The organism is Nocardia sp. CC201C, assembly GCF_030010695.1.
Classification (GTDB): domain Bacteria; phylum Actinomycetota; class Actinomycetes; order Mycobacteriales; family Mycobacteriaceae; genus Nocardia; species Nocardia otitidiscaviarum.
Genome location: NZ_JASCXP010000033.1, coordinates 1 through 18,794, shown reverse-complemented (window position 1 = coordinate 18,794; position 18,794 = coordinate 1). Strand labels below are relative to the sequence as shown.

General features: G+C 68.8%; 19 protein-coding genes. 9 read left to right on the top strand and 10 right to left on the bottom strand.

The features are described from left to right. Window positions 1-22: 22 nt before the first annotated feature. Window positions 23-1,528: a sodium/proline symporter PutP gene (putP, locus tag QK444_RS06115; RefSeq protein ID WP_282777928.1), complete on the top strand. Its 1,506-nt coding sequence runs from the start codon at window positions 23-25 to the stop codon at window positions 1,526-1,528. A gap of 78 nt (window positions 1,529-1,606) precedes the next feature. On the opposite strand, the gene QK444_RS06110 is transcribed toward putP, so the two are convergent. Further along, on the bottom strand, window positions 1,607-2,062 hold the full coding sequence (locus QK444_RS06110) for a MarR family transcriptional regulator (RefSeq protein WP_282777926.1): 456 nt from the start codon (window positions 2,060-2,062) through the stop codon (window positions 1,607-1,609). An 83-nt stretch (window positions 2,063-2,145) separates the two neighbouring features. Here QK444_RS06110 and QK444_RS06105 point away from each other — a divergent pair, with 83 nt between their 5' ends. Together QK444_RS06105 and QK444_RS06100 are read left to right on the top strand one after the other, a co-directional pair. Next, window positions 2,146-2,559 carry a hypothetical protein gene (locus QK444_RS06105; RefSeq protein ID WP_282777924.1) on the top strand — a complete coding sequence of 138 codons (414 nt, stop codon included), beginning with the start codon at window positions 2,146-2,148 and terminating at the stop codon, window positions 2,557-2,559. After that, entirely contained in the window at window positions 2,559-2,942 is a 384-nt protein-coding gene (locus tag QK444_RS06100) for a hypothetical protein (RefSeq protein WP_282777922.1), read from the top strand. The genes QK444_RS06105 and QK444_RS06100 overlap by 1 nt, the downstream gene beginning before the upstream one ends. Window positions 2,943-2,954: 12 nt before the next feature. Here the strand turns inward: QK444_RS06100 and QK444_RS06095 are convergent, their stop codons facing one another. Continuing rightward, window positions 2,955-4,514, bottom strand: a complete 1,560-nt coding sequence (locus QK444_RS06095; protein ID WP_282777921.1) for a DASS family sodium-coupled anion symporter — start codon at window positions 4,512-4,514, stop codon at window positions 2,955-2,957. An 80-nt stretch (window positions 4,515-4,594) separates the two neighbouring features. Beyond that, entirely contained in the window at window positions 4,595-5,689 is a 1,095-nt protein-coding gene (locus tag QK444_RS06090; protein WP_282777919.1) for an esterase-like activity of phytase family protein, read from the bottom strand. Between the two features lie 333 nt (window positions 5,690-6,022). Between QK444_RS06090 and QK444_RS06085 the strand changes: the two genes are divergently transcribed. After that, a complete protein-coding gene (locus QK444_RS06085) occupies window positions 6,023-7,156 on the top strand; it encodes a beta-mannosidase (RefSeq protein ID WP_282777917.1) in 1,134 nt (377 codons plus the stop codon). Here QK444_RS06085 and QK444_RS06080 read toward each other — a convergent pair whose 3' ends face one another. The 5 genes from QK444_RS06080 to QK444_RS06060 form a co-directional block, all read right to left on the bottom strand. Then, window positions 7,157-8,815, bottom strand: a complete 1,659-nt coding sequence (locus tag QK444_RS06080; RefSeq protein WP_282777915.1) for a glycosyltransferase family 39 protein — start codon at window positions 8,813-8,815, stop codon at window positions 7,157-7,159. It lies immediately after the preceding gene. Then, window positions 8,812-10,275: a glycosyltransferase gene (locus QK444_RS06075; protein ID WP_282777913.1), complete on the bottom strand. Its 1,464-nt coding sequence runs from the start codon at window positions 10,273-10,275 to the stop codon at window positions 8,812-8,814. The genes QK444_RS06080 and QK444_RS06075 overlap by 4 nt, the downstream gene beginning before the upstream one ends. After that, complete coding sequence (locus QK444_RS06070; protein WP_282777911.1) at window positions 10,272-11,711, bottom strand: hypothetical protein; 1,440 nt, start codon at window positions 11,709-11,711, stop codon at window positions 10,272-10,274. The genes QK444_RS06075 and QK444_RS06070 overlap by 4 nt, the downstream gene beginning before the upstream one ends. Window positions 11,712-11,757: 46 nt before the next feature. Then, entirely contained in the window at window positions 11,758-13,749 is a 1,992-nt protein-coding gene (locus QK444_RS06065) for a hypothetical protein (protein ID WP_282777909.1), read from the bottom strand. A 389-nt stretch (window positions 13,750-14,138) separates the two neighbouring features. Next, window positions 14,139-14,675, bottom strand: coding sequence for a carboxymuconolactone decarboxylase family protein (locus tag QK444_RS06060; protein ID WP_282777907.1), 537 nt, complete (start codon window positions 14,673-14,675; stop codon window positions 14,139-14,141). A gap of 141 nt (window positions 14,676-14,816) precedes the next feature. Between QK444_RS06060 and QK444_RS06055 the strand changes: the two genes are divergently transcribed. The 3 genes from QK444_RS06055 (at window position 14,817) to QK444_RS06045 (ending at window position 16,211) form a co-directional block, all read left to right on the top strand. Next, window positions 14,817-15,467 (top strand): RNA polymerase sigma factor, encoded by a 651-nt coding sequence (locus QK444_RS06055; RefSeq protein WP_282777905.1) that lies wholly within the window; start codon window positions 14,817-14,819, stop codon window positions 15,465-15,467. Next, entirely contained in the window at window positions 15,460-15,738 is a 279-nt protein-coding gene (locus QK444_RS06050) for an anti-sigma factor (RefSeq protein ID WP_282777903.1), read from the top strand. The genes QK444_RS06055 and QK444_RS06050 overlap by 8 nt, the downstream gene beginning before the upstream one ends. Before the next feature lie 68 nt (window positions 15,739-15,806). Beyond that, on the top strand, window positions 15,807-16,211 hold the full coding sequence (locus QK444_RS06045; protein WP_282777902.1) for a DUF4383 domain-containing protein: 405 nt from the start codon (window positions 15,807-15,809) through the stop codon (window positions 16,209-16,211). Between the two features lie 22 nt (window positions 16,212-16,233). Here QK444_RS06045 and QK444_RS06040 read toward each other — a convergent pair whose 3' ends face one another. Continuing rightward, window positions 16,234-16,776 (bottom strand): dihydrofolate reductase family protein, encoded by a 543-nt coding sequence (locus QK444_RS06040; RefSeq protein ID WP_282777900.1) that lies wholly within the window; start codon window positions 16,774-16,776, stop codon window positions 16,234-16,236. A 142-nt stretch (window positions 16,777-16,918) separates the two neighbouring features. Between QK444_RS06040 and QK444_RS06035 the strand changes: the two genes are divergently transcribed. Then, on the top strand, window positions 16,919-17,935 hold the full coding sequence (locus QK444_RS06035; RefSeq protein ID WP_282777898.1) for an AraC family transcriptional regulator: 1,017 nt from the start codon (window positions 16,919-16,921) through the stop codon (window positions 17,933-17,935). A gap of 144 nt (window positions 17,936-18,079) precedes the next feature. Next, window positions 18,080-18,520, top strand: coding sequence for a hypothetical protein (locus QK444_RS06030; RefSeq protein WP_282777896.1), 441 nt, complete (start codon window positions 18,080-18,082; stop codon window positions 18,518-18,520). Window positions 18,521-18,556: 36 nt separating this feature from the next. Here QK444_RS06030 and QK444_RS06025 read toward each other — a convergent pair. Beyond that, a partial coding sequence (locus QK444_RS06025; protein ID WP_282777894.1) for a hypothetical protein occupies window positions 18,557-18,794 on the bottom strand: 238 nt, incomplete at its 5' end.

Genomic DNA, 18,794 nt, shown 5'->3' with positions numbered 1-18,794 from the left:
GCGGACCCGGGAGGTGCCCGTCATGGTCGAATTGGACGCGGTCACGCTGACCACGTTCGTCATCTATCTGGTGGCGATGGTGGCGATCGGGGTGTGGGTGTATCGCCGTACGGCGACGCTCGCCGATTTCGCCCTGGGCGGCCGGAAACTCAACGCTCCCACGGCCGCACTGTCGGCACAGGCCAGTGATATGTCCGGCTGGCTGCTGCTCGGACTGCCCGGGGCCGTGTACGCGGCCGGGATCGGCGCCACCTGGATCGCCGTCGGGCTGGCGGTGGGCACCTATCTCAACTGGTTGTTCGTCGCGCCGCGCTTGCGCACCTACACCGAGCGGGCCGGTAACGCGGTGAGCCTGTCCTCGTATTTCGAGGCTCGGTTCGAGGACCGCACGCGGCTGTTGCGGGTGGTGTCGGCACTGGTGATCCTGGTGTTCTTCACGGTGTACGTGGCCAGCGGACTGGTCGCCGGGGGCGTGCTGTTCGAGGAGGTGTTCGGCGTCGACTCGACGCTGGCCATCACGGTCGCGGTGCTGGTGATCGTCCTGTACGCCTTCCTGGGCGGTTTTCTCGCGGTGAGCTTCACCGATGTGGTGCAGGGCCTGCTGATGTTCTTCGCCCTGGTGCTGGTGCCCATTGTCGCCGTCGCCGGCTTCGGCGGATTCGGCGCGGTGCGAGACGCGTTGCGGGACAAGACGCCCGACCTGCTGGATATGGGCGCGGAGGCGAGTTTCGCCGACGGCGTCTGGGGTGACGGCGGTTCGCTCGGATTCGTGGCCATCGTGTCGCTGCTCGCCTGGGGGCTCGGCTATTTCGGCCAGCCGCATATTCTGGCGCGGTTCATGGGCATTCGCAGCGCCGACGACGTGCCCACCGCCCGCCGCATCGGAATGAGCTGGGTGCTCATCACGCTCACGGCCGCCTGCCTGGTCGGCCTGATCGGTGTGGTGGCGCTCGATGAGCCGCTGGACAATCCCGAGACGGTGTTCATCGCGCTCACCCAGCAGGAGTTGGCGCCCTGGATCGCCGGTCTGGTGCTGGCCGCGGTGCTGGCGGCCATCATGTCCACCGCCGACAGCCAGCTGCTGGTCTCCTCCACCGCCCTGACCGAGGACTTCTACCACGCCTTCCTCAACCGCGATGCCTCCGAACGAGTCCTGGTGTGGGTGGGCCGCGCGGCCGTGGTCGCGGTCGCTGTCGTGGCCTATGTGATGGCGCTCAGCGGCGGCGCGGTCCTCGATATCGTGGCGTACGCCTGGGCGGGATTCGGCGCGGCCTTCGGCCCGGTCATCCTGCTGTCGCTGTACTGGCCGCGCATGACGGCCGCCGGCGCGATGGCGGGCATTCTCGGCGGCGCGATCACCGTCGTGGTCTGGCGCCAGGTCGACGCCCTGGCCGACACTGGCTGGTACGAGATCGTGCCGGGCTGGATCGTCGCCACCGCCGCCGCCCTCCTCTGCGGCCGCTTCATCGGCAGTCCGCCGGACCGCGCCTGGGAGGGCACGACCGGCGAACCCGCCCCCGCCCGCTAGGCCGTCCACACGGCCTCGACCGGCGGAAATCCGTGCGGCACCGGGCATTCCGGCTACCGCAGCAGTGATGTATCGGAATCAGGCCGGGTCACATGACGGATCGTGCGCACGGAACAGCCGCTCGACCATGGCATGGAACTGCCGCCGCTCCTCCGGGGTGAACGGAGCCAGGAAGTCGGCCTGCGCGGTGGCGAGTTCGGCCACCGCCTGCTCCAGGGTGCGCGCCCCCGCCTCGGTCACCGCCACCAGGAAGCGCCTGCGGTCGTGTTCGTCGCGCTCCCGGCGCGCGTAACCGATCGATTCGAGTCGGTCGAGCACGCCGACCATCGTGGTGCGGTCCAGTCCGGCGGCCTCGGCCAACTCCCGCTGCGACATCGCCCGAGCGGCGGCGAAACCGAGTACGCGGAGGTCCCGGGCGCTCAGATCCCATCGCCGCAGCAGGATCTCGGTGCGCTCCCGCAGGAATTCGCCGAGTCGCAGCATGAGATAACCGGTCGACGAGGTGACCAGCTCCGAGGGGGATGCGGAAGCCATGGCATCACCTTACGCCGCTCTTGCGAGCCTACTGACAGTCACCTAGCCTGATTGTCAGCACTACTGATGAATTGGAGTACGATGTGACCGAACGATCATCCGGCGAGAGAGCCCTGCGGGTAGCGCTGATAACGATGGGCCTCGTCACCGCGACCCCGGCCGCGGCCCTGCTGAATGTGTACGCGCTGGAGTGGACCTACCGGGTCACCGACCCGGACCCCATGACTCTCGCCCTGCTGCAGCACCGCGGCATGCTGCAACTCCTCCTCGGCGCGGCACTGGTGTGGGCCGCGTTCCAGCCCTCCGTCCACCTGGGCACGGCCGTGGCCGCTGTCACCGGCAAATCGGTCTTCCTGCTGCTGATCCTCCCCAACCCGGCCATCCGCGGCGATCTCGCGATGTTCAGCATCGTGTTCGATCTGCTGTGCATCGCCGCACTGACCGGTGTGGCGATCCGGTACTACCGTCCCCGACGCACGATCGGCGCGATCGCCTGATGGGCGGCGTGCTGCTGATCGCGGGCCGCTTGGCCGCCGTCACCGTCAGCCTCCCCACCCTTCTCTACCTCTTCCTGCAGAATCGATTCCACGCGGCCAACCTGTTCCTCTGGCCCGATCTGGTGTTGTGCGCATGGCTGATCACCGCCGCACTGCTGCCTCGACGACATGCGGTCCCGGCGCTCGGCTTCGGTTTCGCGTTCGCCGCCGGCGTGATCGCGACGGCCGTGTCCTCCTACCTCACCCGCGGCGCGTTCAACGTGTTCACCGCCCTGATCGCGGCGCTATGCGTCGCCATGGGACTGACGTTCGCCTGGCATCGTCGCGACCGGAGCCGCACTCCCCCGCGCGCTACGGCCCCGGCGGTCACCGCAGGCTCGTGAGGACGACCGGGGTCAGAGGTCGACGCCCAGGATCGGTCCGGCGAGGGTGAACATGGCCAGGGTGATCAAGACCATGCCTATCACGTTGAGACCGATTCCGGCCCTGATCATCTGGCCGATGCGGATATGTCCCGAACCGAAGACCACGGCGTTGGGCGGAGTGGCCACCGGCAGCATGAAGGCCGATGTCGCGGCCAGCGCCACGGGGACCGCGAGCAGCATCGGGTCCAGGCCGAGGCCGCCCGCCACGCCGATGATGATCGGGAGGAAGGTGGCGGTGGTGGCGGTGTTGCTGGTCAACTCGGTGAGCAGCAGCACCAGGCCGGTGACCACGGCGACCAGCAGCAGGATCGGTATGCCGCCGAGCCCGGACACCTGATCGCCGATCCAGGTGCCCAATCCGGTCACCCGGATCTGGTTGGCCAGCGACAGCCCGCCGCCGAAAAGCAGCAGAATGCCCCAGGGGATGCCCTTGGCCGTCTCCCAGTCCAGCAGGCGTTCGCCGCGGCCGACCGGAACGATGAACAGGGCGATGGCCATCACGATGGCGATCACCTCGTCACCGATGCGGGTCAAGAATGGCAAGGTGTCGCGCAGCGCGTCGATTCCGTTGGAGCCGAACAATGTCGGGATGAGGATCCAGGCCAGCGCGGTGGTCACGAACACCACCAGCACCGTGATCTCCCCGCGCGACATCGGCCCCAGTTCGCGGTACTGCTCGTCGATGGCCTCACGACCGCCGGGTATCTCGGACATGCGCGGCGGAAATACCAAGCGGGTCAATACGATCCAGGCCAGCACCAGGAACACCGCGGCGATCGGCACCCCGAACAGCATCCACTGGCCGAACGAGATGGCTATGCCGTCCTCGGCCAAATTCGACACCAGCAGACCGTTGGGCGGGGTGCCGATGATCGTCCCCAGCGAGCCGATCGACGCCGCGTAGGCGATACCGAGCATGAGTGCCGCGGCGAAGTTGGGATCGCCGTCCCCGTCACCCAGCCGGGTGGTCAGCACGATCACCGACAGTCCGATGGGCAGCATCATGACGGCGGTCGCGGTATTGCTCACCCACATCGACAGAAAGGCTGTGGCCAGCATGAATCCCGCGATGAGCGACACCGGCCGGGTGCCCACCGCACGGATGGTCCGCAAGGCGATGCGGCGGTGCAGTCCCCACTTCTGCATGGCCGCCGCCAGCAGGAAGCCGCCCAGGAACAGGAAGATGATCTTGTCGGCGTAGGGGGCGGCGGCGCCGAGCACATCACCGGTGGTCGCGTCGTCCCCGACGGCATCCAGCCCCCGCGTTCCCATCGGCGCGACATTCAGCAGTGGGAACGCCACCAGCGGTACCAGCGCCGTAGCGGGCAGCGGCAATGCCTCGGTCATCCACCACACGGCCATGAGCACGGCCACCGCCGCGGTCGACCGGGCGGGCGTCCCGAGCGAATCGGGCAGGACCCAGTACACGATCACGGCCAGGATCACGCCGAGGCCGAGGCCGATCCAACGTCGCGAGGCCGCGCCGCTGGAATCGTCCACGACGACCGCGGAATCAGTGGAATGTGACATAGCCCACCTCTCAACGCGCTGTGTCCGTGACGGTACCGGGCGGTCCGGCCCCGTACGTGGGAAACGCGTGGGTCGCCCGGTCAGCGCATGGCGAGCGCGACGAGCTGGGTGACCTGTTCGGCGCTGAAGTTGTTGTCGCTCACCAGGATCAGGGTGCGTTCGCCGGTGGCGAGACGCGGCCCCCAGGTCATGCCCTCGATATTGTCGACGTGGGACAGGCCGAGCTCGCCCAGGTCGGCGACCAGCCGTTTGGTGGCCGGGCGGGCGTCGGTCACGCTGGTGCCGTGCACGTCGGTGGCGGCGGTGAGGTCGGCTTCGTAGAGACGGATCTTGGTGCCGACGCCCGGGACGAAGCCGCGTTCCAGGACGAGCAGCGTCGACGGGTTCAGGGCGTCGGCGGCGAGGATGGAGACGATGCCGTTGTCGCCGCGGCCCGGTTCGGGGCGCGACGCGGCGAAGACCGGCTCGGTCGGATACAGGTACTGGGCCAGCACCGGACCGAATCGAGCCTGCACGGTCAGGCGGTTGAGCGATCCGGCGCCGGTGGTGGGCCCGGGACCGTCCTCGAGCAGCGGACCCTCGAGCGCGGTCACGAACAGGGTGCCGCCCGCGGCGAAGGTCGCGGCCTCCAACGCGGCATTGCGGCGCGGACCCGTGTCCGGGCGCATTCGTTCGTTGTCGGGAATCGGGAGAGCTCCGGCGTAGGTGCCGTCCGGACGGGCGATCCGCACCGACGGGTCGATCAGCACCGCGTCCGCGCGCTCCCCCTCCTGGGTCCAGAAGTACTCGCCGGTCCACGGATCGACCCGAATCTCCTCGGGGTCGACGGATTTCGCCGGATACTCGGCACCGGCGGGATCGAGCAGCGGGTGCGTGCCGGTGAAGGTGACCGGCCCGACCCCGTCGCCGTCCACCGTGAAGCGCGCGGTGTAGAACCGCGCCGGATCGCGTTCCGACCGATCATCGCTGATCAGCACGTAATCTCCGGTACTCGCGCGATAGTCGATTCCCGACAGCCCACCGAGCACGGTCCCCCGCACGTCGAGATCGTGGGCGATCACCCGCTCCCCCAGCAACCGCACCCCCGGTTGCGCGTGCGCCGTCGGCGCGCCCAGCACCCCTACGACCGCCACCGCCAGTGCTACCTGTCCAGCCCTACGCCATCCATGCGCCACGGGCCACACGCTAGTGGCGGGCCGGGACCGACAGATGAACGGCCGGGAACCATCCGATGCCCGGTGTCCGCGTCTCACGCACGCCGACTGTCGGCCTCGGCGACCGCGGGCAGCATTTCGGCCGATAGCCGGAATCGGAGCGCGTACCGCGGGTCCGGCCCGGACACCATCGACGCTGCCCCTGTTCTCCGATCGGCAACAGCTCGGACGTGACTACGGCGGGCACAACGCGAGGACGAGGTATTCGGTGCGTCCGACGAGGCTGGGTCGGCGCATCTGCGATCGTGAGACGGTCGTCGTCCCCGCTCGCCTCGCTCGCAGTCAGGAGGACCGTTGTCCGCACGTGTTCGCGTTCTCGCCGTGGTGGCCGCGCTGTGTCTCGGGGCGGGATGCGCCGACGGCGGCCCGGACGCGCCGGGAGCTGCTGTTCCCGATGGACCGCCGGCTGCCGGTGCGGCGGTGAGCGCCTCGGCATCCGGGCTGCTGCTCAATGGAAAACCGTGGTGGCCCGCGGGTTTCAATGCTCCCCAACTCGCCACCGACTACGGGCTCAATATCGGCTGCGGTGCGGAGGTGAATCTCGACGAGTTCTTCGAACGGCTACCCCGCCATTCCCTCACCCGTTTCAATGTCTTCCAGGCGCTGGCGGTGAACAAGACGACGGGTGCGCTCGACTTCCGGGCCGTGGACGCCGTATTCGCGGCCGCGGAACGGCATGCGCAGCTGGTGCTGCCGGTACTGGTGCCGCAGGACGGGGCCTGCGATGACGAGACATTCAAGCAGCGGGAATGGTTCACGCGAGGTTGGGCCGAGGCCAGGCCGATCGAAGGTCGCGCGGTGCTGAGCACCCGGGACTGGATCAGGGCGGCGGTACAGCGGTGGCGCAGTTCCCCGGTGGTGGCCGGGTGGGAGGTGATCGGCGAGCCGGAACCGGGTGTCTGCGCCGGCGATTGCGCCGACGACCGCCAGTCCTGCCCGGACGACGCCGCGGCCGTGCTGCGCACCTTCATGGACGAATCCGGGGCGCTGGTGCGCCGATTGGACCCGGGGCGGCTCATCTTCGCCGGATTCATCGGCGGCGGGCAGTGCGGGACGGCGGGTGAGGAATTCGTCCGGGTCGGCGCTTCGCGGTTCATCGACGTCCTGGAGTTCCACGACTACGGCGAGGAGGACGTCGCGGTCCCCGGTGACGCCTTCAACGGCCTGGCCGTACGCCTCGATCAGGCCGAACTGTTGCGGAAGCCGCTGCTGGTGGCCGAGATCGGGGTGGCGGCGGGCAGTTGCCGCAGTCTCCCGGCGCGGCGGGCGGCGATCGAGCGCAAGATGATCGGGCAGCGCGCGGCCGGGGCGGCCGGAGCACTCGTCTGGGCCTTCGTCCCCGACCCGCGAGCCAACGCGTGCACCTTCGACGTGGGACCCGATGATCCGCTCTGGGACCTGGTGGCCGAGCGGATCACCGTCGGGTGATCAGCGCGCGCCCAGCACCCGGTAGAGCCGCCAATCCGGTTCGCTCGCACCGTCGGCCGGAACTTCCAGCTCCAAAGTCGCTATCTGCGCGCCGTTCTCGAACATGGTGGGGTACCTGCGGTTCACCGCATCCGAGGCACCGCGCCCGGTGGGCGGCACCGCCAGGATGTAGCGCACCCCGCGTTCGGCGGGCCGGTTCAGGATGCGCACGAAATCACGGTCGGACGGCACCACGAACTGGTCCGGCCGCTCGGAGGCGACCACCACCGAGAAGCCGTACACGGTATCCATGAGCACCGCGCCGGGTGGCAGCCGCAGCGAGTCCAGATAGCGCGCGAGCTTGCGCCCCGTGGTGAAGGTGGCGGCGATCCGCCGCTGATCGGCGTAGCGTTCGGAGGCATTGTCCGGCCGCGGGAACAGCACCGCGCCCAACGCGTACTCCTGCACCGCCAGGCGCGAGCTGTTCATGCCGAGTGTGGTCAGCGGCAGCGACGCCGCCAGCACGAGGACGGTGGCGACCAGAGCGGCGACCGGCACGGCGCGCGGCATCGGCACTGCCGCGGCGTGCTCCCCGAGACGACGGCTGGGCGGCTGCCCGCGGGCGGGCGCGAGCAGCAGCGTCAGCACGGCCACCAGCGGTATCGCGGCGATGTAGAAGCGTAGGAACGCGAAGGTGGAACCGGTTGCGTAGCTGAGGGTTTGAAAGGCGAGCACGGCACCGCACAGCAGCATGGGCACGAGCACCTGGAGGTCGCGGCGGCGAACGCCGAGGGCTCCCGCCACCGGCACGAGCAGTGGCAGCGCCGGACCGAGTACCAGCATCGCGGCGACCGAGTACTCCAGCGCCGCGACCGAATCGCCCGCGGCGGTCGCGCCGGACTGCTCCAGTATCGCGGTATTGCCGTACTGCGAGGTGAACTGCTGAAACGCCTGACCGGTGATCAGCCAGCTGGTGGCCGCCCACACGAAGAAGGCCAGCCCCACCGGCGCGAGCACCAGACAGACATCCATGGCCGCCGCCCACCAGCGCCGCGCCTCACCGCGCCGCCGCCACAGCGTGTACGCGCCGACGAACGCACCCGCGGCGGCGGCCGGGGCGAGGGCGTCGTAGCGGGTCAGATAGCCGAGGCCGAGGGCGATACCGCAGGCGGTCAGATCGTGCGCGCCGTCGGTGCGCACCCAGCGCATGAGCCGCCGGATCGCCCAGCACAGGCAGAACAGGAACAGCGCCTCGCTCATTCCGTTGCCGCCGTAGAACACGATCATCGGATTGAGCGCGAACAGCACCGTCACCGCGAGAGTGAGCCATGCGGGCGCGCCCCGATCGGTGCCGATGCCGTGGACGGTGGTCACCGCGCCGCCCATGAACAACGCCGTCATGAGCACCCCGGACAGGCCCCAGGTGGTCAGGCCGGGCAGCAGCGGGGAGAGCGCGACCGCGGGCAGCTGCGCCAGCGCGGTGAGCGGGGTGAAGACGAAGCCGATGGCCGACAGGTGCGGGTCACGGCTGAACAGTGCCGCCTGCGCGGCCGACACCCGGCTGAGCGCGTCTCCCATCAGATAGCCGTGGCCGGCCGTCACCAGCCACCCGGTGATCAGGTACAGCGGGCTCGCGGTCGCGAAGACCGCCAGCGACGCCCATGACCGTGTGCGCGTCACGCGCTCTTCTCCGTCGCACCCAGGCCGTGGAAGGTCTTCTCCCAGTAGGACGGATTGCGCAGCAGCTGCCAGCAGCCCTTGGTCGCGGCGATACTCATCAGCAGCCAGTACAGCGGTGAGGTCAGACAGGCGAGCAGCAGATCGGAGCGATCGTTCTCCCGGCAGGCGAGCAGGTTCATGTAGATGGTCGCGGCATTGCCGAGCACCAGCGCGACCAGGGCCGGAAAGTAGACGGCGGTCGGGAACAGCTGCTCGATCACGAAGGGCTGGCCCAGAATCCAGGCCAGGCTCATCGCCCAGAACACCAGGTTCAGGCAGGCGATGATCGGAGTGCCCGCCAGGAACAGCGTGAAGCGCAGGAAGGCCACCGTCCCGATCTGCCGCCACAGCCGCACCGGACGGCGGGTGTGCACCAGCCAGCTCTGCAAATAGCCCTTGTACCAGCGAGATCGCTGCCGAATCCAGTTGATCGGGTCGGGGTTGGCCTCCTCCAGCGTGGTGGAGTCGATGACCGCGGTGGCATAGCCGCGGGCCGCGATGCGCACCCCGAGGTCGGCGTCCTCGGTGACGTTGTAGGGATCCCACGCGCCGATCGCGGTCACCACCTCGCGTGTGAAGTGATTCGAGGTGCCGCCCAAGGGAATCGGGGCGGAACTGCGCATCAGGCCGGGCAGCAGATAGCCGAACCACAGCCCGTAGTCCATGGTGAACCAGGCGGTGAGCAGATTCTGCCGGGCATTGTGGAAGGCCAGTTTGGCCTGTACGCACGCCACCGTGGGCGGCAGTTCCCGGAAGGCGGCGACCACGCGGCGCAGTTGCAGCGGATCCGGGATGTCCTCGGCGTCGTAGATGGTGACGATATCGCCGGTGGCGCGGCGCAATCCGTAGTTGCACGCCTTGGGCTTGGTGCGCGGATCGGCGGCCGGTACCAGCACGATGGTGATGTGTTCGGCTCCGCCCGAACCGATTCCGGCCGCCCGTGCCGCCGCGATGGTGGGTTCGTCGTCCTCCTCCAGAAGCAGCAGCACCTGCATCCGGTCGCGCGGATACTCGATGGACTCCAGCGCGGCGACCAGATCGCCGACCACCTCCGGTTCCCCGTAGGCGGGCACCAGAATGGTGTAGGGCGGCAGGTCGTCGGCGGGCAGGGCGCGGGCGCGGGCATCGTCGACGGTCATGATGGCATCCCGGGCCATGCCGCGGGTGAAGATCAGCACGCGGTCACCGAGCACCGCGAGATACCCCAGCGTGCACAGCGCCACCAGTACGGTGCCGGTGGCGAGCGGAAAGAACACCGCGCACACCGCGACCGTCAGCATCAGCGCGAGGAACGTATTACGTTGCCACGGAAGGAAAGCTACCGCAGCCGAGGCCAGCGGATCGGATTCCCGCAATCCGTGCACGGCCGCGTGCAGGGCGTCGGCCTTGAACTCCGGGGATTCCGGATCGACGGCGGTCATGACGTCCTCGCCCGCACCATGGCTCGCGCTACCGTGGTCAGCAGGTCCTCGTCCTTGGGGGCGAGGTCGGCCTCGACAGCGTGCGAATGGCTGTCCAGCACGACAGCATTGCCGCGGAACAGCTGATTCATGAGGTTGTCGAGATACTCGGTGAAGGCGGGCTGCAGCGGCGGGAACTCCGCGTCGGGCAGATGATTGTCGGCGGCGATGAGGGTGATCCGCTCCGCTCCACCCGTGCCGGTCCAGTTCCAACTCAACCAGGTCCAGCTGAGTAGCCTGCGGTCGTCCAGAACGACATTGAGCCGGGCGGTGACTCCGCGACCGAGGTCGATATAGGAAGGTGGACTGATGCGTGGCTGCTGGAGGCGGTACAGCACGAACTCGGGCACATTGTTGATGCTGTATGGATCATCGCCGCGTGCCGTATCCACGACGATGCGGCGGCGACGGGATTCCTTGTCCCAGTCCGAATTCCCGCGCTCGGCGCGAATCAGCTGTCTGGTGAGCGTGGCATCTGAGCCCAAATAGCGGCGAGCCCACGGATATTCGTCCTCGCTGAGCAGTTGCCAGCCCGGCGGGACCAGGTGCTGACCCATGACGACGAGCCCGGCGACCTCCGGAAATTCGACGCTGTAGTCCTTGTACACCGGAATCAGACCCAACACCACCGCGCCGGAGACGACGAGTGCCAGGGCCCCGTACGACTGTCCGGCCGTCAGCGCGGCCAACGGCCGGTCCAACGGCTCGAGAGCCGCACCGCGCCGCTGGTACAGGTACATCACCGCACAGGCCGTGCTCACACCGATCACCGACGGCAGGGCCTGATAGAGGATGCCCCGTCCGTCGGGCAGCACGGACCGCACCGCCAGCAGGCAGAGCCCGCCCACGACGAGGGCGATAGCCGCGGCTGCGCATCCACGGGCCGGGGTCCGCCCCGTCGCGATGGCCGCGGTCACGGCCGCGATCAGGAGCATGACCAGCCCGGAGGCGACCACACCGCCGCCGAGAGCCGCGATCGCCAAACCGTAGGGCAGCGGCGCGGCGGCGAGCAGCAGCAGCCATACCGGCCAGAACCGACACGTCGGCCGCAGTCCGAATACCAGCACGCACGCGCTGAGCAGGAACAGCCACGCCGCGAGCACGTCCAGATGCAGCAGCTCGTAGTGGTAGCGGTAGCGGCGCACCAGCAGACCCACCACCGCCATCGACAGAGCCAAGACGATGAGTCCGACGATGATGTCGGTCTGCCGATCGTGGATGGGTAGCTCACCACCCCGGCGCAGGGCGATGCCGATGGCCGCGAACCCCGCCAGTACCGGCATCAGCAGCAGATATCCGAGGTGCGAACCCTGTGTGATGTCCTCGGCGATCTCCACCACCGTGCTCCAGAAGGCCGTCACCACCGCCACGGCGATCAGCGTCCCCCGCGCGACCATCGCGGTAGCCGGATTCGGCCGCCGTGCCGACACTTTCGCGTGCATGTCAGTGGTCGCGCCGACGCCGCGCCAGGATCAGCAGGCCCGCGACCAGCCCCAGGCCGAGCACCACGGCTCCGGCGATGGTCAGGATGCGGGCGACCGGAATATCGGCGGAGTCACCGGGTGCGCCGGCGACCACCTCCTGCGGATCGAAGTACTCCGGATCGCGATCACCGGTCTGGTACAGCACATTTCCGGTGAGCCGGGACCAGCGGTCCGGATCGCCGTCCAACCAGTCCAGCATGCGGTCCACCCGTTCGGGCTCCGCGGTGGAGGTGGCGACCAGCACTGCTCGGTCGTTCGACCAGGTGGCCTGAAGGGAGCCGAACGGAATCAGCGGATCGATGCGCAGTTCGGCGCGCGACGGTCCGCTGTACACGGTGATCCGATCGCCGGATCGGCTCAGGGGCAGTCGAATCGACTCGGGCACATCGCCGTCGGCCGCGATCAGGACGACGGGGTCGGTGCCGTTCACCGCGGTGTCGAACGACACCAACTCCGGCCGTAGCGGCACCGGGGTCAGGCGCTGCATGCCGACCAGAATGCGCGCGGCGCGGCGCGTGTCGGCGAAACCGGGCTCACGCAACCCGACCTGCACGGTGGGCAGCATCGCCTGCGGCAGTGACTGGAATCCTGGGGGCACAGGCGGTTTCGCCTCATCTCCGGTGATCTCACTGGCCGGGTCGATGGCCAGGGTGACCGGCTGCTCCAAACCGCAGCCGTGGGTCAGACCGGTCTGCGCCAGGGTGACGGTCAGCGTCGTGAACCGGCCGAGCAGTTCGTCCGGAATCTCGATCCAGCGTTCGATGCGGCCACTCGCGTCCACCGGCCAGCTGTCGATCTGCCGGTCGCGGGCGGTCACCGTGATCTGCCCGTTCAGCGTCTGCGGCAGCGGGGTGTAGTTGCCCAGCAGGCGCACCCGGATATCGCGGGTGGGGCGGCCGAGGCGGGATTGGTCGATGCCGATATCGACGCTCACCACGCCGATGGCGGTGGCGCTGAGTCGTGTCTCACCCAGATCGCTCAGCGTGCTGACCTCCGGTGGCAGTTGTGGCGCGGCGGGCAGTGATACCGCCGTGGCCCCCGAGGTGAGGGCGATGCGCGCGAGATCGCTGGTGAGCAGCCGGATCTGGTCGGGCAGGGTGTCGCGGGTGCCGGACACCGTCAGCAGTGGGCCGGGACCGTCGGCAGTGAGCCGCAGCCCGGTGTCGGCGGATTCGGCGAGGGCGATCTGCCGTTCCAGGAATTCCGGGGCGTGATCCGGCGCCGTGGCCCCGCGACCCATCGACCGCAAATCCACGGCAACCGGTTGGCCGTCGTAGCGAGCGACCACAGCCGTGAGCATTTCCAGGGCCGCCGCACTCTCCACCTGTGACGGCCGCTCCGGCAGATAGACCGTGAGCCGGCGCAGCACGGGCGGCAGGAACTCGGCGACGGTGGACGGCTGCACCTCCCGGCCGGAATAGCCCACGGCCGGATCCGACAGCGTCATCGGTCGCCCGAGCCAGTCGGTGATACAGGTCCCGACCTCCGGCACCAGCGCCGAACTCAGCGTCACCGCGATGGCATTGTTCTCGACCTCCGCGCCGGCCAGCGACAGCCGCACCGGCGCGTCGCGCTCCAGCGGCAGATTCACCCGATCCAGCAGCCGCTCCCCCGATATCACCTCCAGCGTTCCGCGCGCCACATACGGCGGCAACTGCACCGTCCCCACCAGCTCCATCGGCGCCATCCCCGGTAGCACCGGCAGCGTCAGCGCCACCTCGTGCTCCTGTCCCGGAAACGCCAGCACGCGACCCATGCCGAGCGTCGACAGCGGTACCGCCGCCACCCCCGGCACCGGCGCCTCCGCCGGGGATGGCGGCGGCGCCGGCGGCGAGTCGGGCTCCGAAGGCTGCGCCCCCGCCAGCCCCGACGCGCCCACGACAAAGCTCACCACCAGCACGCCGACCGACCCGAAGAGACGCCACCGCGAACGCGATGAAGACAGAGACACCAGCAGCCTCCCGCATGCGACAACCCGGAACCCGAACCAAGTCACCCACTGAAGCTAACTATCAGCTACCGAACGTCGCATCACTATAGGACATGCATCGGGGCTATCGCTGCAGGCCGCGACGCCCCCACCGGGTCGATATCAGCCGGGTTCGATCGAGCCACCGCCGACGCGGCTCGTGCGCTCGCGCCACCGGGGACACCCGCTGCCGTCAGACCCGAATGCGCCCTGCGCGGGATGTGACGCGCCGACCGATTGGCAATGGGGTCGTGATCGAAGAGACCGCCGCACACGCCGCGCCTGATCCCAGCGAATACCGCAAACGCAGCACCCCCTGAGCCGAACACCCTGCGGCGGATCGGAATTGCGCTCCGCCGCAGGACGATTCGTCAGGCCTGCACGACCGGGAAGTCGATCTCGGTGCGTGCCGCATTGTTCAGGTAGTTGGTCAGCACATTGAGCGCGACGTGACCGATGACCTCGGCGATCTCGGCCTCGGTCGCTCCGGCCGCACGCACCGTCGCCACCACGTCGTCGCCGACGTCGCCGCGCTGCTCGTTGACCGCCACCGCGAAGGCCAGCAGTGCCGCCGTCTTCGGGTCGTCGGCGTCGGCTTTGCGTGCCGCGCCGACCTGTTCGCGGCTGAGACCGGCGACGTTCTCGCCCAGGTAGCTGTGCGCCGACAGGCAGTACGAGCAGCCGTTGGACTGCGCGACAGCGATGGCCAGCCGCTCCCGCGTCGCCGCCGACAGCACGCCCTCGGCGAGATTCCCCGCCATGGCCAGATACCCGTGCACGAGCGCGGGGCTGTGCACCATCACCCGGGTGAGGTTGGGTGTCGAGCCGAGTGCCTGCCGCACCGCGGACAATGCCGTGGTCTGCTCGGGCGTTTCACGATCCGCGCTGACGAGAGGCAGTGTGCTCATGAGTGTCCTCCAGTATCGTTGGTTGTCGTTGTGCCGCGCTGTCGCCCTACCGACGGCGCGAGGTATGGACACCCCGGCGGCCCCCGGCGTTACAGCGCGGCGGCCGCGAATCCGAGATTTCGAGAATGGGGATGCGAAGTCGTGGTTCCACGCACGCGCACCATCGTCGATGACCGCTGGCCGACCGAGGACGACCTGCTCACCGCGCTACGCGGCGGGAACACCGAGGCCTTTCGCGCGCTGGTGGAGGCGCTGCACGCCCCCCTGGTGCGGCTGGCCTGCGGTTACCTCCCCCGTGCCGCCGCCGAGGACGCGGTGCAGGACACCTGGATGGCGGTGGTGCGCGCCATCGGCGAGTTCGAGGGCCGGGCGAGCGTGCGCACCTGGGTGTTCCGGATCATGCTGAACCGGGTGCGGACCCTGGCCCGTCGGGAACCGCGCACGGTGCCTTTCGCCACCGCCGGTCCGACGGCCGATCCGCGCCCCGCAGTCGATCCGGATCGGCTGGCGCATCCGGAACTCGGCCCGCACTACTGGCCGGACGTACCGGTCCGCTGGGAGCTGCTGCCGGAGCAGCGGCTCATGTCCGCGGAGGTGCGTGCCGTCGTCGACACCGCATTGCACACATTGCCGCCCGCGCAGCGCGAGGTGGTGACCATGCGCGATATCGAGGGGTGGTCGAGTGAGGAAACCTGTGCGGCGCTGGGGATTTCGGCGGTGAATCAGCGGGTTCTACTGCACCGGGGCCGCGCCGCCCTGCGTGCCGCGTTGGAGGAGTATCTCGATGAATGACAACGGTTTCATCGACAACGAACTGCGGATCACCTGTTCGGACGCCGTCGAGCTGGTCACCGAATTCCTCGATGACGCGCTGGACGAATCCGACCTGCGCAGATTCGAACAACACACCGCGATCTGCGAGGCATGCCGGGTGTACGTCGACCAGATCCGCCGCACCATCCGCATCGTCTCCGCCACCCGCGACGACGCGGTGGAGCTGCGACCCGCCGGGTTCGACGAGCTGCTGGCCGAATTCCAGCGGCGAAATCCGGACACGCTGTAACGGGCCGGGGCTCCGCGAGTCCATATCTGTGCACGGCCGCAGCACGCGGCCCGTCGAAAGGTACGGATATGACGCACAACCAGATCTTCGCCGCCGTCTCGTCGGTGATCTACTTCGCCGCCGGCCTCATCGGTTTCGCCGTGACCGGTTTCGGTGACTTCGCCGGCAGCCATGACGCGAAAATACTGATCCTGGCGCTGAATCCACTCCACAATGTCGTGCACCTCGTGCTCGGCGCGGTCTGGCTGGCCGCCGCCGTGCTGCCCCCGGTGACGCGGACGGTCAATATCGTGCTCGGTGCGGGCCTGCTGGCCGCATTCGCACTGGGCGTGACCGGCGCCGCCGGATTCCTGAATATCCACGGGGTGTCCGAGCCGGACAACTACCTGCACCTCGGGTACGGCGTGTTGAGCATCGCGATCGGCTGGCGCTTCGCGGATACGCCGCAGCCACTGCGCGGGCAGCCGGCGTGAGCGCACCCGCTCCTGCGCCGATCTAAGCCGGGTGATAGGTGTTGATGACGATGCCGCTGCCGGTGCGGGTGGAACCGACGAGTTCGAGTCGGCGCAGCAGGCCGGTGTCGGTGAACAGGCGCGTGCCCTTGCCCGCGACCACCGGGTAGATCATGAGTTCCAGTTCGTCGAGCAGATCGGCCTCGAGCAGGCGGCGGACCAGGGTGGGGCTGCCCGCAGTGCCGATGTTGTTGCCCGGCTGCCGCTTCAACTCGGCGAGGGTGGCAGCCAGGTCGGCGCCGCGCAGCAGGGTGGCGTTGGTCCAGCCGACCTCGTCGAGGGTGTCGGATACGACGTACTTCCGGACGCTGTTGATATGTCCGGCGAAGGGCTCGTCGGTGGAGGTGGGCCAATAGTCGACCCATTCCGTATAGGTGTTGCGGCCCAACAACATGGTGTCGGTGGCGGCGAGCACCGTTCCCATATGCGCGCCGAAATCCTCGTCGAACAGATCGAACGACCATTGATCGGGTGATTCCACGACGCCGTCCACGGTGATGAACAAGCCGCCCACTACTTTGCGCATTGCACTGTCCCAACGTTCTCGATCCGGTCCCGGATGGACCGAACTCCTGACATATCGAAGGTAAAACCGCTGCTCGTCCTGCTGTCAGACCACAATGCGCCTTGCGCGGGACAGAACGCGCCAACCGCTTTATCGTGAGCGTGTGATCGCAGGAACGGTGCCGCCGCACATGCTGCGCCTGATCCTCGCCGCGGCGCTCGAAGCCGGGGTGAAGGACTCCGAGCTCGTTCGAGTGCGCGGGATGGCGGCCATTCACGAGGACGGCGTCCGACTGTCTTCCGCCATGGCGCTGGATATCTGGCAGATCGCCGGAGACGAGGTGGAGGCATGGGGCGGCGGCGCGCGGATCGCGACCCTGTGGCAGCCGGGACTGCTCAGTTCATGGGACTACCTGTTCCGCACCGCCCCCACCCTGACCGGAGGTCTCACCGCCGGGGCGAGCCTGCTCGCGGCGGTCCGCGACCCGCTGGAGAGCGCGGAGGTCACCATGGACGCCGCGGGCGCGGCCACCGTCGTCTACCGCACGCCCTACGCCGACCTGTCGTGTGGCTCGATGATCAACGAACTGGCGATGGGCCTCATCCTGCGCGAGGCACGTGCCGCCGCGGGGCGGCACCTCCGCCCGCAGCGGGTGACGTTCACGACCGCGCCGCCACCGCACCACCGGCATCTGGTGGAACTCTTCGGCACCGACGACATGCACTTCGGCGCGGAGCACACCACCATCACCTTCACCGAAGCCGACGCGGCACAGCCCCTTCCGGAGGCCGATCCGGTACTCGCCGCGATCATGCGCTCCTACACCGAGACCACCATCACCTCCGCCCGCCCGATGCTGGGCTGGCTGGACCAGTTGCACACCGCGATTCGCGAAGCGCTGCAACAGGGTTCGACACCAACCCTCCGCGCCGTCGCACACCGCATGGCGACCAGCCCCCGTACCCTTCAGCGCCGCCTGTGCGAGCAGGACACCACCTGGCGCACCGAACTGGAACGCGTCCGCCACACCGAATCCGCACGCCTGCTACGGGAGACAGCACTCGGTGTCGAGTCCATCGCCACCCGGGTCGGCTACGCCGACGTGCGCGCCCTGCGCCGCGCCTTCCACCGCCTCCACGGCGTCGCACCCAGCGAATACCGCAGGCGCACCGCCCGCTGAATCACCGCCGCGCTCCGTGTCGTCGCGACGGCTCCGCCGCACCGCGGCCGCGTGGACCAACGGCGCGAATCAGCCGCGCGATAATGTGAAGAATGTTAGTTTCACTCCGATCGGGGCGAGAGCTACACGGCCGGAAGGGATCTCATGGCTACTACTCGGGTGCGCGGCACCGGATTGGGTGCGACGACGCTCGGCATCGGCGCGGCGCTGGTGATGCTGGCGCCGCACGCGGCGGCCGAGGGCCAGGGGTATGTGGCGATGGCGGCATCGAATCCGAAGGTCGGGTGCGGCTACGCGGTCACCAGCGGTGACCTCGTCGGCGGCGGCAGCAGTTCGAGCAATGGGCTGCCGATCACCTTCTACGACAACGGCGTCGCGATCGGGACCGACGAGGTGGGCGGCGGCCTGGTCGGCAAGGCCGCCAAGGTGACCTGGACGCCGAAGACCACCGGACAGCACGTGCTCACGGCCATCGGCAGCTGGGGCGACGACCACGTGATCACACTGACGCCACTGACCGTCCAGGTCGCCGCGAGCACCGCCACCGGCAGCTTCGGCTGCCCGTTGCCGAGCATCTCCGGATAACCCACCGCCGAAGAGGCTCGGTTACATCGGAAACCGCTACCGTCCGCGAGCGGTGACGGCATCGGCGGCAGCAGGGACGTCGGTGTCGACGGCAGCAGGGACAGCAGAGTCGGCGGCAGCAGAGTCGGCAGCGTCGGCAGCAGCAGCGTCGGCAGCAGCAGCGTCGGCAGCAGCAGCGTCGGCAGAGTCAGCAGCAGAGTCGGCAGATTCGGCAGCAGCAGCGTCGGTGTCAGTGGGTGTCGGTGGCAGTGTCGGCGGCGTCAGCGGCATCGGC

What these genes read in the sequence shown, in the direction of transcription:
- putP (WP_282777928.1), top strand. Translation starts at nt 23, where the DNA reads ATGGTCGAATTGGACGCGGTCACGCTGACCACGTTCGTCATCTATCTG.
- QK444_RS06110 (WP_282777926.1), bottom strand. Translation starts at nt 2,062, where the DNA reads ATGGCTTCCGCATCCCCCTCGGAGCTGGTCACCTCGTCGACCGGTTAT.
- QK444_RS06100 (WP_282777922.1), top strand. Translation starts at nt 2,559, where the DNA reads ATGGGCGGCGTGCTGCTGATCGCGGGCCGCTTGGCCGCCGTCACCGTC.
- QK444_RS06095 (WP_282777921.1), bottom strand. Translation starts at nt 4,514, where the DNA reads ATGTCACATTCCACTGATTCCGCGGTCGTCGTGGACGATTCCAGCGGC.
- QK444_RS06075 (WP_282777913.1), bottom strand. Translation starts at nt 10,275, where the DNA reads ATGACCGCCGTCGATCCGGAATCCCCGGAGTTCAAGGCCGACGCCCTG.
- QK444_RS06070 (WP_282777911.1), bottom strand. Translation starts at nt 11,711, where the DNA reads ATGGTCGCGCGGGGGACGCTGATCGCCGTGGCGGTGGTGACGGCCTTC.
- QK444_RS06060 (WP_282777907.1), bottom strand. Translation starts at nt 14,675, where the DNA reads ATGAGCACACTGCCTCTCGTCAGCGCGGATCGTGAAACGCCCGAGCAG.
- QK444_RS06050 (WP_282777903.1), top strand. Translation starts at nt 15,460, where the DNA reads ATGAATGACAACGGTTTCATCGACAACGAACTGCGGATCACCTGTTCG.
- QK444_RS06045 (WP_282777902.1), top strand. Translation starts at nt 15,807, where the DNA reads ATGACGCACAACCAGATCTTCGCCGCCGTCTCGTCGGTGATCTACTTC.
- QK444_RS06040 (WP_282777900.1), bottom strand. Translation starts at nt 16,776, where the DNA reads ATGCGCAAAGTAGTGGGCGGCTTGTTCATCACCGTGGACGGCGTCGTG.
- QK444_RS06030 (WP_282777896.1), top strand. Translation starts at nt 18,080, where the DNA reads ATGGCTACTACTCGGGTGCGCGGCACCGGATTGGGTGCGACGACGCTC.